The following is a 15,764-nucleotide window of genomic DNA, read 5'->3' as shown; positions in this document are numbered from 1 at the left end:
CGGTGAGCGCGCCGGCGCCGGTCGCCGTCGACAGCGTGTTGCCGCTGATGCTCGTGGCGGCGACGAGCGTGGCCGAACTGTTGGCCGCAACCGAGCCTTGCGAGGTGATGCCGCCCGAGGTCACCGTCTGCGCGAGGATGAAGCCGGTGTCGGCGTTGACGTTGATGCTGCCGTCATCGCCGGTCACGCCGGTTGCGGTCAGCGCGTTGAACGTCACGTTCTGATGCGCGTGGATCGTCTGCGTGCCGCCGCTCTGCGCCGTCTTGAGGCTGATGCTGTCCTGGCTGGAGGTGATTCCGAGCGCCTTGGCGATATCAAGAGAGTTCCAGTTGACCGCACCGCTCACGGTGAGCGCGCCGGCGCCGGTCGCCGTCGACAGCGTGTTGCCGCTGATGCTCGTGGCGGCGACGAGCGTGGCCGAACTGTTGGCCGCAACCGAGCCTTGCGAGGTGACGCCGCCCGAGGTCACCGTCTGCGCGAGGACGAAGCCGGTGTCGGCGTTGACGTTGATGCTGCCGTCATCGCCGGTCACGCCGGTGGCGGTTAGCGCGTTAAAACTGACGTTCTGATGCGCGTGGATCGTCTGCGTGCCGCCGCTCTGCGCCGTCTTGAGGCTGATGCTGTCCTGGCTGGAGGTGATTCCGAGCGCCTTGGCGACGTTCAGAGAGTTCCAGTTGACCGCACCGCTCGCGGTGAGCGAGCCGGCGCCGGTCGCAGCCGACAGCGTGTTGCCGGTGATGGTCGTAGCGGCGGCCAGCGTCGCCGAGCCGTGGGCTGCGACAGAACCTTGCGTGGTGACGCCGCCCGACGTGACGGTCTGGGCGAGGATGAAGCCGGTGTCGGCGGTGACGTCGATGTTGCCGACGTCAGCGGTCGCGCCGGTCGTGGTCAGCGCCTTGAACGTGACGTTCTGGCTGGCATGGACCGTCTGCGAGCCGCTGCTGTCAGCGGTGCCGATGACGATGCTGCCGCCATTGGTGACCGCACGGAAGCTGCCGGAGGCCCCGCTCGCCGTGCCGGCCAGCACCTGGTCCAGCGTCAGGCCCGACGTGCCGAGCATGTCGACATCGCCCTTGACCGCCGAGAGCAGCGTCGCCTCGGTGCCGGTCAGGGCCTTGAGGTAGATGCCACCGTCGCTCGTGCTGGCCGACAACAGGCTCGCGCTGAGGGTGAGCCGGGTCGCCGAGGTGCCGATGCCGTTCGATGCTGCGAGCGAAATCTTTGCGCCGGAGCCGTTGGCGAGGAAATTGGTCTGGCCGTCGCCATTGCCGAGGATCGCCCCGAGCGAGGCCACGCCGCCGGCGGACACCACGATCGACGGCGCATTGCCGGCCGCGGCATAAGAGGCCTGTGAATTGAGCTGGCCGATGGTCGCATCGCCCGTGGTCGCGACCGAGATCACGCCCGCGGCATCGATTGCCGACCAGGCGCCCATCGACAGCGTCGCCGAGGCCAATGTCACTGCGCCCGTGCTGCTGGACGCCACCACCGGCGCTGCGCTGGTGCCGGCTGCGAACGTCATGGCGCCGTTCGCGAGCAGCTGCATCAAGCCGACGCTGGAGACGTCGGCGTTGATGGTGAGCGCGCCGACCGCCACGTTCAGCGTCAGCGCGCCGCCCGCCGACAGCGTGCCGTAGGTACCGGTCGCACCGATCGTGAGATCGCCCGACGGCGCCAAAATGCTGATGTTGCCGACAGCGGAGCCGGTGACGGCGCCTGAGATCTGCACCTGCAGGGGCTGGAAGGCCGAGCTGTTGAAGCCGATGCTGCCGCCGGCGCGCAGATCGAGCTCCGAACCCACCATATGCACCGCCGTGCGGTCGGTGAATCCGGCCTCTGCGTAGATGCTCCCGGTCGCCGCAAGCTGGATCGCGCCGCTCGCCGAGATGTTGCCGAGAACGAGATCGCCGGTGGTCTGCTTCAGATAGATGCCCTGCCCGGACGAGACCTGATCGAGCCGGTCGGTCGCAGGGTTTGCGAATGCAATCCGGATCGCGTTCGGATTGGCTGCGGGGTCGCTGCCAGCGGTGCCCGCGCTTCCGATGTTGCCGTGTTCGGCAATCAGGGTCAGGTTGGAGATGTCGCCCGAGATCACCGTGGCGCCGCCCACGCCGGCGGAAATGCTGCCGACGACATTGAGCTTGACGTCGCCGCTGCCGGTGACCTGGACGCCGTTGGCTTGCGCGGCTGACATCGAACCGTAGTTCGACGCCGTGATGCCGCCGAGCGCGAGATTGTGCAGGCTGCCGAGATAGATCTGCGACTGGGCCTTGGCCGAGACCGCTGTCGGGTCGTCGAGCACGACGAGGCTCTGCTGCGACACGCTGACCGAATAGGTCACGATGTGGCTCGTGGGATCCTCGACCGCGCGGACGGTGAGCTGCCCGGGGCCGGCCGAGGCCAGCAGCCCCTTCTGCGCCGCCGTCAGCGACGAGGAATTGACGCTGGTGAAGCTGAAGGTCTCCGGCAGGGCCAGATTGCCGATCGAGCCGTTCGGCGCGTAGAGCATGACCTGGCTGGCCTGGATGTTCGGCTTGAGGTCGTCGATCGGCGGCGGCGTCGCGCCGACGGCCGACGACGAGACCGTGTAGGCGAGCTGGTCATGCGTCCACTGCGAGCCGGCCGTGATGATGGTGTAGACCTTCTCGGTCGAGGCCAGCGTGTATCGGTAGTTCGCATTGTAGGTCGTGAGCGCCGTCTGCAGCGCCGTATTGGTCGGCATGCGCTGATCGGCTGGAGCGACGTTCTGGAACAGATTGGAGAACAGGTTGGTCGCGAGCGTGGCGCCGAACAGGGTCGAGAGCGAGTCCGTGAGCTCGGCCGTGGACTTGATGCCCAGCAGGAACTGGTCCCTCTGGAGCCGCGCCATGGCCTCGGCCTGCATGTCGGCCGCCTGGACGTTGGACGGATCGATGCCGAGCTTGGCGGCGACCTGCGCCCGCAGCACGGTCTGGCCGATTGCGCTGGGATTATAGACGCAGCTCGTGGCGCAGTTGGTGAACACGACGTTCTTGAGCTGGAAGTAGTCGTTATAGGCCGCCGTGACCATCGACTGGTAGCTGTTGACGGCTGTGGTGGCGGCGTTGCCGCTGAGCAGATCGAGGCTGGTCCAGACGCTCTGGAGATGCGCGCTCTGCGCCGCGGTGAGACCGACCGCCGTTTGTCCGTTGAGGATGCTGGCGTGGTTGTCGTCGGAGCCGGCTGCCTCCAGGAAGACCGGGCCGCCGGCCGACGAAATCGTGCCGAGCCGCAGGTCGCCCTTCGACTGCACGATATAGGTGCCGGTGGCCGAGGCGCTGTTGAGAACGCCGCCGTCGACACTGCCGTCGACCAGCGTCGTGCCGGTCGCCTGGATCACCAGCGGATTGATGTCGGTCAGGACGGTGGCGCCGCCGCTGACACTGGTCTTTGCACCGATCGCCCCGCCGGTGGAGTTGATCTCGATGTTCTTGCCGACCACGACGGGGTTGGCGACGTTGTAGGCGGATGCCGAGGTGATGTCGCCGGTCGCGGTGATGAAGACGCTGCCCTGCGGTGCGTTGCCGGCCACGGTCGGGGCAACCTTCACCTGATTGATCGAGAGCGAGCCAACGGCCGCGATCGCGATGTCGTTGTCGATCGAATTGGCGGTCAGGCTGCCACCATAGACCTGGACCTGGACGGGAGCCCCGCCCGCGCCGATCTTGCCGATGCCGCCCGGCGCGGACAGCGTCACGCTCGTGCCTGATATCACCGGGCTGTTGGCATTCGCACCGACGGTGATGGACGAGTTGGCGCCGGTCGCGGCGACCGTGGTCGTGCCCTGGAGATTGTTGATCGGGCCGTTGATCACGATGCTGGAGTTCGAATTGACTGCAACCGTGCTGGTGCCGCCGCCGTTGAACTGGATGTTGATCGGGTTCGACGCCTTGACCGTATTGGTCAGGGTCAACGTGATGTGGTCCCAGATCTCCTGGTACCAGTCGTAGTGGCCGTCTGCGCCGCAGCACTTGCCGGCTGTCGTGTTGTAACCGCCGCCGTGATACGAGCCGCTCGCGGTGACGACCTCCTGGAAGTTGGTGCTCTGCAACTGGCCGGTGGTACCGCCACCGGTGGCCTGCTGCACGTTCGAAACCAGACTGTAGGTGCGGACGAAGGAGCTGCCGGTTACGGGATCGCGCGAAGTATAGTGCCAGCCATAGTCGAACTGCGTGCTGGTCGCCGGACGCTCGAGCGTCGCCGTGTCGACCCACTGGTAATACATGTTGGCTTGCGGCGTGTATTGCAGGCCCGCCGTGCCGCTGACGCCGGTCAGCATCGAGGCGGTGTACTGGCTCGCATTGACGCTGTTGGTCTGATACGTCGACACCTGCTGGCCGCCGGCCGCGGCCGGATTGTACACGTACCACGTCGTCTGCTGCTTGAGCTGGTCGACGATCTGGATCACGCTGGCGGCGCTGACGCCGGTGTTGATGGTATTGGTGACGAGCTGGAGGCCGGTGGTGTTGTGCACGTTGATCGTGCCGGCACCGCCGTTGATGATGATGTTGCCCTGCGAGACGTTGTTCTCGGTCGAGGTCGAGATGATCCTGCCGTTCAGGTAGACGTAGCCGCCCGAGCCCTGCACCACGCTGTTCAGCATGATCTGGTCGGTCGCGGCGTTGTACTTGGCGCCGACCAGCACGTCGGTGCTGGTGTCCTTCGTCAGATATTGCGTCAGGTCGACATAATTGCCGTGCTGGGCGTTGGTCTGGGCCTGCGCAAAGGCCTTGCTGTCGGCCTTGAGCGTATTGATCGCGTTCAGCGCGGCGTTGTCGATATTGACCGAATAATTGCTGCTCGAGCCGCTCTGGATGGTGCCGTTGACGTTGAGCACCGACGCCGACAGGATGATCGCCTTGCCGACGATGAACGGCGCGTTGGCCGGCGGGTTGACCGCCGTGTTCGCGGTCTTCGGCGTGATCACGTCATTCTGGATGTTGATGACCTGGAAGTAGGCCGCGCATCCCGAGCAATTGAATGGGGTCTGGTAATCGCCGCTGTTGGTGTAAACGCCCTGGTTATCGTAGGTCGTCTTCTCCCACGGCGCGGTGGTGATGGTCTGACGCGTCGGCCCCTCGATCGTCGCGAGCGTGCTGGTGCTGCCGACGCTGCCGCCGCCATTGTTCGGCGTACCGTTCCCCATCGGCAGGAAGATTGCCGAATAGAGCGACCGGCCGTCGTAGAATAGCTCCAGCATACGCGCGGTAAAGATCGTGCTGTTGGAGGCCGTGCCGGCAACACCCTCACTGCCGGATGCGCAGCAATAATAGAAATACGGGTGATTGCCGCCGCTGGCGATGTGCACGCCGGTGTCATAGGCGCCATAGGCGCCGAGATAGGTCGCCGCCGCCATCACCGCCGTCAGCGTGTCGTTGTCGTCCGGCTTGTACTCGACGTTGGCCCATTGCGAAGCCACGTCGTGGTTGGTGGTGAAGATGCTGCCGACGCCGCCATTGAATGTGAACGAGCCGTTCGGCACCACCATCTGGATCGTCGCCGCATCGAGCGTCTGCGACGCCACGACGTTGCCGAGGCTGTTGGTGATCTTGAGCAAGCCGTTCTGGTTGGTGACGACGCCGTCGAAATAGACGTCGGGCGTGCGGGTCAGCGTGTTGCCGTTCTGGTCGACGCCGAGGCCGGTGTTGGGGTCCTTGCGGTTGTAGGTCGCCGAGATATCGATGATCGGCGTCGCGCTCGGCGAGGCGTTGAAGGTGACATTGGAGTGCGAGTCCGGATCGACATGGTCGATCTGGCGGTAGGTGATGTTGCCGCCGGTCACGTTGGTGACGGTGAGGTTGCGCAGGGCGACGAAGTCGAGGCCCTGGTTCTCTATCTTGATCATGGGAGAGCTGCGCGCGTTGACGGACGGCGCGGTGTGGCCCGCATCGCTGTTCCCGGTCAGCTTCTGCGCCAGGATCGAGACGTTGCCGGCGGACACCAGGATGTCGCCGAACGCGAAGGCGTTGCCGGAGGCGTTGGCGGCGAACGGCGCCTGCTGGATCAGCGTGTTGATCTGGCGCTGGATGTCACCGGTCGGATCGGAGCCGGTAAACGTGATCGCGGGCTGCCTCGCGGCAAGCGCAGTTTGAACGTCCGTCGTGGTCAATCCGCTCAGCGCAACGAGCTGGGCGACGATCGTCTGGTAGGGATTGAAGCCGCCGACGATGGTGTACTGGATCTTCTGGTTGTTCCAGCTCATCACCGGGCTGAAGTGATTGACGTCCTGGACGTACTGCAGCGAGAGCGGATCGTACGGGCTCGTGGTCGACAGCGTCGGCGTGCTCGCGCCGAGCGCGATCGTGATGGTCTCGTCATTGTGGATGCCGGCGACCACCAGACCGTTGAGCGCGACGTCGCCCGTGCCGCTGGTGTGGCTGTGGTTGTCGCTGTTCTTGGCGCTGAAAATGTCCAGATACGGATTGTAATTGCTGCCATTGCCGGAGGCAGCGACCAGACCCTGGGTCGCACCCAGATAGATGTCGCGTGCGCCAAGCACCTTTGAGCTGTCGGCGAGCGTCAGGCTCGTGGTGTCGGCGGCATTGGCCGTGCCGCGATAGAGGGTCGAGATCGGAATCGCCGTGTTGTTGTAGACGACGGTCGTCGCGGTCGCCTGCACGCTGGAGTAAACGGTGCCGTCGCCGGCAAGGCCCGCATACATGTTGATCTGGCCCCAGGCCTCGACCGTCGAGCTGGAACCGAGGTTGACGGCCTGGTTGGCATGGACCCAACTGTTGGTGCTGGCGCCGACGCCGGCGATGGCGCCATAGAGGCTCGAATTGGCGTTGTTGGCCGCCGCCATCCGTGAAGCCGAGCCGATATAGATGTTGCCGGCACTGAACAGCTCGCGCGCCTGAATGTTGACCGTGAGCGTGGCATTCGCGGTCATGTCGGATTCGGCGCCGCCGCCGGCGAACAGGCTGGCCGTCGCCAGGCTCGCCGTATCGGTCGTGTTCAGCGTGTTGTAGGCCTCGATGTTGATCACCGCCGTCGACGACCGCGGATCGTCGTTGAGGCTCAAAATCGTGCCGGCGTCGATGTTGGTGTTGACGGTCTGGGTGACGTTGGAGCTGCTGAGCGCGGCAGCGCCCGAGAACGAGCCGCCGGAGCCCGACCGCGCGCCGCCACCGGCCTGGTTCACGATGTCGTTGGCGATGACGACCATGTCGCCGCCGGCCGAATTGATGATGAGATGGGTCCCCACCTCGGCGGTCGTGGTCGAGGTGACGTCGTTCTGCGCCTTGCCGGCAGAGACGCCGGCCGTGGACGCCTGGTACGCGTCGCCGCTCGCCGCATAATTCGTCGTGTGCGTGGCCTTGATGCTGAGGCCGCCGAAATAGAGCGTCTGATCCGTCGTGTCGCCATTGATCATGCCGTCGGTCACGGCGGTTGAGCTGGTCGTCGCGACCGCCGCGGCACCGGCATAGGTGCCGCCCGCGCCGACGATCGCATTGGCGACGTTGGTATCCGTACCCGTGGCCGTGATCTGGAGAATGCCCGTATTGGACGCCGATGTGATCGCGTCCGCGCCGAGATAGGCGTGGGTGTGGGCGTTCGACGAAGTCTGCGCGACGCTCGCCCCCAGGGCCAGGAACCCGCTCGAGAGACCGGTCGCCTCAGCGTATTGGCTGCTGTCGTTCTGGGCCGCGATAACCACATCGCCGTTGGGAAGCGTGACCCCGGTCCCGGCATAGGCGTTCACAGTCACGTTCTGCGATGCCCTCGCGTAGCTGCCTTGTGCGCCGATCAGCGAGCCGCCGCCGCCTGCGAGCGACCAGGCGTAGGTGGTCGTGCCGCCGGTCGGAACCAGCGCCATGGCGGTCACCGCGAGCGAGCCACCGGAGAAGACGGCATTGTTGCCGACATCGGCCGTGACCGTGGCGCCAACCGTCGACTGGGCAATGGCGACGCCGACCGCACCGCCGCCGACCGAAACGCCGATCGCGCTGCTCGACAGATCGGGCGTGATCGACGCCGTCACCAGGGTGCCAACACTGCTCGCCGACGTGGTGATCGAGGAATTGGCCCCGATCTCGGCCAGCAAGCTCGAGTTCTCCTTGGACTCGGCATCGGCGCCAACGCCCGCGAGGATACCGCCGCCGAGCGCGGTTGCCGTCGTGGTCAACTTGCCGGCGCCGGACGCGCCAACGGCCAGTGTTTTGGTATCGATCGTGGTGCCGTCCAGAACCTTTGCTGCGACCGAGCTCGACCGTCCGGCCGTGGCGACGGATGCGCCGACGGCCGCGGCACCGCCGGTGACGCCGCCCGTGAACACGACCTGCGTGGAAGAGTCCTGCGCCATGACGGCGACGCCGTTGCCGCCGGTGCCGGTGACACTGCCACCGAGCTGGGCCGTCACGGTGTTGGTGACATTGCCAAACGCCACGGCCGCCTGCGCGCCGAAGTAAAGCGCCGCACCGCCCGCGATCGCCTCGGTGTCGATGGTCTTGCCCGAATAAGGCCCGCTGCTGTCGGCGTCCTTGGCGCGCGCCACAACGTTGACGGTCTGCGCGGCGACGATCGCGCTCAGATTTGCGAGCACGCTGCTGTTGACGCTGGTGTAGCCGATGCCGGCACCGATGCCGACGTTCTTTGCAAAGCCGGCACCGAGCAGGTACATCTTGGCTGCGTTGGCACTGGTGGCGCCGACATTGACCTGCGTGCCCACAACATTGCCGCCCGCGATCTGCGCGGTGACGCCGTCATTGCCGCCGGTCAGCACTGTCGAGACATCGTAGGTCGAGCTGGCATTCGCCGAGCTCGGGTCGCCGGACGTGCCGCTCGCGACCGCGTCGCTGCCATGCGTGGTGCTGGTCCTTGAGTTCACCGACGCAATCGTGCCGTTGCCATTCTGGTTGAGCTGGCCGGTCTGCTGCCCCTGCGTATCCGGATCGGCGGTGTTGGTGCCGATGATGATGACGCCGACGGTCGCGCCGATACCGACGCTGCCACCGATGCCGGCCGTCACCGCGTAGGACAGAACTTCCTTGGTGCTGAGCGCGCCGACATTGATCGCGCCGGCCGAATTGAGGTCGCTGTTGCGGCTTTCCGCTGTCGTCTGGCTCTTGAAGACGATGACGTTGGCGGCAGCGCCGACACCGACGCCCGCTCCGCTGGCGCCGACCGCGAGCGCGCCCGCGATCTCCTTGATCGCGACGTCCTCGGTCGCGTTGATGGTGACTGCACCCGCCGCGCCGCCCGTCGGCAATTGCAGCGTGGTGTCGTAGACGCCGGCGATCGTGGTGTTGTTGGCGATCTCGATGTTCGCCATGCCGGCGATCGCGGCCGTTCCCGTCGAGAGCGCGCCGCCGATCGCATAGGCCTCGAAGCGGTTCTTCGTATTGGCCTCGACGTCCAGCGCGCCGCTCAGATTGAGCGCGGTCGTGTGCGCAGCGCCAGTGCCCTGATAGTGGTACTCGTCGCCAACATAGGCCTCGGTGCGGTTCGAGGAGACCTGGACCAGGAACGCCGCGCCGATCGCGGCCTGGCTGCCATAGGCGCCGGAACCGTTCGCCGAAAAGATGCCGGTATTGTTGGTGGCGTTCACCGTCAGCGACGCGGCCGTCAGTGCGCCACCGTCGACATAGGCTTCCGTCGTGGCCTGGAACACGTTCAACCCGACCGAGCCGGTGTTGAAGCCGACCGCGATCGAGGACGCGTCCTGCTCGGCATTGGCCTTCACCGTGACGGCGCCGACCGTCGCGCTCGACGACTGGACGCCGCCGACCGTGGCATTGGTGATGTAGGCAAACGTGTCGCGCGCCATCGTCGTCGAGATGATGGTCGCGCCGCCACCGCCATTGCCGGTGGGCGGGACGATACCGGCGCCAAACGTGCCCGAATAGGAGAAGCTCGACGCGGCCACCTCGATCTGCGGTGCCAGCGTCGTCGAGGTCAGGCGCGTGTCGATGGATGCGCCATCGATATAGGCCCTGGTCGCGCCGCTCATCACATTGGTGATCGGGTTGATCATGATGGCTATGCCACTGCTCGCCGAGAGCGAGGCGACGTTGGCCACGACCGCCTGGTGCGAGCTCGCGACGACGGCAAGGCCGCGCACGGTGTCCTGGTTCTCGGACAGATCAGGCGTGCTGTCGCTCGGCCGCTGCGCAGTGCCGAGATCGAAGGCATGGACGAGCGTGCCGTTGTCGACCGAGAGCGTATCGGTTGTGCTGGTGCCGAGCGCATCGACCTGGGTATTCGCACCGCTGATATAGGCTGCGGTGGTTCCGGTGATCTTGTTGGTCACCAGCGAGCCCGCGCCGCCAGCCGCGCCCTTGCTGATGGACACGGCGCCGGCGAATACGGCCGCCTTGTCGTTGTTGCCGGCGATCACGCCAACGTTGTTGGTTGCGGTGACGTCGGCGCCGTTGATACCGTTGGTACCGGCAGCCGTGATGCTGGCGGTGACGTTGGTCCCCATCAGATTGGTCGCGACGGAGCCGGCCAGTCCGATCTGCGAGGACATCGCGACACCGACGGCGACAGTCGAGATGCTGGCGTTTGAGTTCGCATTGACCGCGACATTGCCCGATGCGGTCAGCCTGGAGCCGGTGACGCCGGCGCTGACATCGTTGGCGATACTGCTGTAGACGAGCGCCAGGCCCGCGGCGCTGCCCTGGGTCGAAGCGCCCGCGACCGCGGCGGTTCCGGTAATGCTGGAATTGTCGGTCGCGGAGACGGAGATATTGCGGCCCGTAACGCTCGATTGCGACGCGCTGGACAGGTTGTTGCCGATGGCCGCCGAAACGGTGTTGGAGATGCTGCTGATCGTCATGCCGCCAACGCCAGCAAACTGTCCGGTGGCAAGGCCAAAGCCGATCGTGACCGACTGGATCTTCGAGGAGTCGACCGCGCTCACGCTGACATTACCGCTGCCGGTCGACATCAGCACGTTGGCGATGTAGGCCGAATGCGTCGTTGCGATAGTGTCGTAGATGATCGAGGCGCCGACATTGTTCTTGCCGGCCTGGATGAGGCCCGCAACGGAGATGATGCTGCCCCCCGGACCGTTACCCGTGCCGTCGTTGAGCGCAGCCGCGCTGAAATCAATACAGTTCTGTCCCCCCGTGCCACCGGCGACCGTGCAGGTATCCGAGGCGAGAAGATTGTTGTTGTTCTTCTTGACGAGGTTTCCGAGCGCCGTATCCAGCGCCGATACTGCGCCGCTGTCCGCCAGCACGGTGACGCGACCGACATTGATGTTCACCGTCGCGTTGCTGCTGATATAGGCCGTCGTGGTCGGCGTGATCTCGTTGACGACGATGGCGCCGGAGAGACCGTTGGCCCCTGCCCCGCCCGACGCCGCGCCGGAGGCGATGACGCTGGCGTTGTCGGCCATCACGAGCAGTGTGTCGTAATTGCTGATCGAGGTCGACTTGATATGCGCGTCGGTGGCCTTGCCGTCCGTGGGATCGCCGATCGAGGCGTAAGTCATGGCGACGCCGAACCCGGCCTGGCCACCCGACACATACAACGAACCGCCACCCACCGCGATGTTGGTGGTCTGATAGGCGTCGACCTCGAGGGCACGATTGACGCCGGTCGAGACGCCCGTGATGGTCGAATTCTCGACATAGGCATTAGTGCTGTCGGTGATGATACCGACCGACAGCGCGATCGAGGCGGCATTGGATCGCGGCGCCGCGGCAAGGCCGATGGCCACGGCCATTTCCGATCCGCCGCTCAGCGCCTGCACAGTCACGGACTGCTGGTTGTTCATCGTGGTGTTCTTGATGAAGGCCAGCGTGCTGTTGTTCGAAATCGCCGCGGCGATCGTGCCGTCGACCGCCACGCTCGAGGAGCCGGAGGATCCAGCCAGGTTGGCGGCAGCACCGCCTGACCCGTTGTCGAGGATCGTATTGTTGAGCGCCTGCACCACCGTGCTGGCCGTCAGGCCATTGGTCGTATAGCGATTGACGGTGACGCCGGTGATCGAGGCGCTTGTCGCCAGATTGGTGTCGCTGACGGACGAGCTCCCGGCGATGTCGACCGTCATGCCGTCGCCGGAGGCGCCCGACGACGAGCTGATCTTGGTCAGTGCGCTCGAAATCCCGCTCAGTCCGCCCGTGGCGGCCGCGCCGGCCGCGCTTGCCTTGGTGCCGAAGTCAGAAACCGAAGGCTCCGAGATTGCGGCCGCGATCGACGCCGCTGTGATCCGGCCAGCGGTCGTCGCAGAAATCACCAGCTTGTCGCTGGCGATCGTGCCATTCCCGCCGCCGTTTCCGGAGAACGGATCATCAGCACTGAAGGGGCCAGGCCGGATGTCGGCGTGGTTGTCGCCGACATAAGCGGAGGTATCGGTGGTCGCACCGAGATAGGCGACGGCAAGGCCGACCGCCGAATTGCCACCGGCGGACACGGCGCCCGCGACCGACAGCATCGACAGATCCTGCTGCGCGAGCAGATTGACCGTCGGCGCCGACACATTGGCGCCCATGCCGATCGAGGCATGCGTCGTGTTGTGCACGAGCGCGATCGACGTGATGCCGTTCAGCGCCAGCGCGCCGGCCGCCTTGCCGGAGGTCGGCGCAACACCGAAGAACTGGTCGGTGGTCGACGCGGTGATGGAGATGTTGTCGGACGCACTGACCGAGGCACCCGACGCGACGCCGGCAATGGTGTTGTTCCAGAACTGCACCAGGTTGAGGGCACCACCGAGCGACGAGCCACCTGACGTGTTGCCCGGAAGGAGGCCGAGCGTGCCGACATTGCCCGCAGCGTCGATCGAGGCCGAATAGGCGTTCGCCGAGATGGATAGTGTCGCGTCGAAGGCCTGCGTCGCGCCCGTATCAAGCGGGGCCGTCCAGGCGCCCGTGCCGCAGGTCGCGATCGAGCAGCTCGACGTCAGGCTGGCCCCGGTCGCAACCCACGCGGTCGTGTTGTTGTGGACCATGAAGTTGTTGACGGAGCCCGCGACGCCGAGCGTGTCGCCGGCATCCGCGGTCGCGTTGGCGTAGCTCGTCAAAATGCTGCCGCCGACGCCGAGATTGCCGTTGAGATGCCGCAGAACGTCGGTGAGCCCGTTCCACTGCAACCAGGTGTTGGTGATCGGCATGTAGGTGTTGGCGACGACCCCGATCTCCGGCGCGTTGATCAGGGTTCCGGCCCCGATATAGGCGTTGGAATTATGCGTGAAGTCGCCCCATGCGACCGCGGCCGCGACGGCTACCGACTGACCGTCGACCGGGCTCGAGGTGATCGCCGAGGCCGTCGCAATGCTGCGCACGCCGACGTCGATCACGTTCGAGATGACCGCGACGTTGCCTGACGTATAGATCGACGGCGCGCCGCCACTTGGATTTTGCGCAATCGCCGCCGTCGCGCTCTCTGTGCTGCGCGCGATCGAAAGGGCCGCAGCCGCCTTCAGATTCAAATCGGCGGTGAACAGCGTGCTGAGCTGCTGCGAGAACAGGCCAGGATTCATCGTGCCGACGACCGCCGCGCCCTGGAGGCCGGCGATCAGCGCCGGCGTGCCGGTGATGGTCGAGGACATCGTCGAGTTCGACGTCGTGTTGGAGGTCGCCTCCACCGTCAGCGCGCCGTTCATCCGGTTCGACGTGCCGGTGCCGAGCGAGCCACCCATCGTCGCGGTCGCCGACGTATTGACGTTGCTGATCGCAACGGCGCCGCCGACGCCACCATTGAGCGAAGGATTGTCCAGCCCGACGGAGGTCGCCGATGTCGAGAAACTGTTGTTGTTCAACGCTCGCAGGGCAAGTCCGCCCGCCGACTTCGTCCCGACGCTCAGGTTGGCGCCGGTCTCGACGTTCGCCGTCGTCGTCACGGATGCGGTCGAATAGGCCACCGTCGCCACGAGAACTGCGCTCGAGGTCAGCGAGACCGCAGCGACGTTCATATTGGCGTCGTTGATGGCCTTGATGTTGAGGTAGCCGCCGGCACTGATCGTCGCGTTGTTTGCGATGTTGGTGGATACGTTGCCGGCGATGTTGCCGACCACGACCGCAGCGCCGACCGGCGATACACCCAGGAGCGTCGAGGCGATCACGGGATCTTCGGCTCTCTCCGAGCCGTGCGCGTTGATCGAGATGTCGCCGCTGCCGGAGATGTTGGCATGGCCGTTGATGGCAATATTCGCGGTTGCGCTCGCTGCGACATAGCCGCCGTTGAGGCCAAGGATCAGCCCCGGCACGGATTCGCCAACCAGAGCAAAAGTCCCGGCAATCGAGCTGGTGAAGCTCGCCGTGGCGGTCGACGTCGCGTTGATCGAGATAGCGCCGCCGGTGATCTTGCCGTCAACCGTGATGCCGGTGGTCGCATAGGCATGACCGGACAGCAACGTCTGGCTGGCGGTGGCGGTCAGCGTCACATCGCCGTCGACGTAGTTCGTTCCGCCGAAATTGACCACTTGGGCCAGGATCTGCGCGCCATTCTTGATGTCTATGTTCGGCGCCTGGATGGTGACGCTGTTGGCGTTACCCGTCGAATGGCCGGAGCCATCGAGACGGCGCGCGTCGATCAGCGCATGCGCAGCCAGCGTAACAGAATTATCAGCCTGGATGAGGTAGTTGGCACCTGCGCTGAGCCCGGCGAGCGCAGCCGCGACAGAGCTGTTCGACAGCGTCACGCCGGTGTCGCCTTGGGCAGCATCACCGACGACCACGTCGGTCGGATCGATCAGCAGCGTGCCCGCCTTGCCGTTCGGCGCGGCTATGTTGACCTTGATGCCTTGGCCGATGTCGATGATGCCGTATGCGCTCAGCTCGACAAGACCGGCATTGCCGGTCTTCGAGCTGGCGTTGAACCGGGCGCCGCCCTTGACGGTCAGGTTCTCGGCGGCCTTGAGGCGGATGTCGCCGGCGTCGCCCGTCTTGCTGGCGGCGCTGAGTCTCGCGTTCTTGCCGATATCGATGTTCTTGCCGGCATCGACGGTGATGGTGCTCGGCGTCGTGGTCTTGCTGCGCGCTGTCAGGCGTCCGTTGACGGTGGCGTTGTTGGCGGCGCCGATGTGGATGGAGCCGTTACGCACGGTGATCGCTGCCGCGCTGCGCAGGCCCTTGGAATTCACCGATGCGGCGAATTTTGCGGCGTGATCGAGATTGGCGATGTCGCGCTGGCTCCCACCGCCGCCGACGAGGACGTTCTGCCCGGTCAGGCGGACGCCGTCCTGGGCGTTGATCCGGCCGAAAATCCGGATGTTGCCGTCCGGCGAGACCGGGAACGAGCCGGCCATCAGATTGCCGACGGCCGAGCCGTTGATCTGCCCCTGCGCGCCGATCAGGCTGTCGGTGAACTCGCGCGTCGGCGTCGATACATTGAGGCTGCCAACGTTCACCGTGCCGCTGCGGCCGACGACAAATCCCTTGGGATCGGCAAAATAGACGTTACCGCCGATCTGGCCGTTCATGTAGGAATTGAGCGTGCCGTTGACGTAGACGGGCGCGTCACGGACGATGTTGACGAGGTTTTGCGTGCCGGTCGGCAGTTGCAGGTTGACCGTGTTGCCTTGGCCGACGCTGAACTGCGAGAACGAGTTGAAGGCGTTGACGCCCGAGACCGTCGACGTCGTGACGTTGGTGACGTTGCCCGAGGTCTGCAGGCTGGTGCCGGTGCGGCCGTCCGGGATGATCACATTGGCCGTCTGCGCCTGCAGCCTGACGCTGAAGACGGGCAGAAAAACCATCTGCATGGCGCACAGCAGCGACACGCCGCGCAGATGCCCAAACGCCTGCAGCGTCAGGCCACCATCGTTTCGCCTTGCAAACGACCCGCGCATTCCAAAAGCC

General features: G+C 65.5%; 1 protein-coding gene. It reads right to left on the bottom strand.

The window, feature by feature from the left end; translation table 11 throughout:
- Nucleotides 1-15,754 (bottom strand): leukotoxin LktA family filamentous adhesin (locus JQ632_RS12375; RefSeq protein ID WP_212402593.1); only part of this gene is annotated, 15,754 nt, incomplete at its 3' end.
- Nucleotides 15,755-15,764 lie beyond the last annotated feature (10 nt).

The organism is Bradyrhizobium liaoningense, assembly GCF_018130955.1.
GTDB classification, from domain to species: Bacteria; Pseudomonadota; Alphaproteobacteria; order Rhizobiales; family Xanthobacteraceae; genus Bradyrhizobium; species Bradyrhizobium liaoningense_C.
This window is presented reverse-complemented; position numbering and strand designations above follow the sequence as displayed.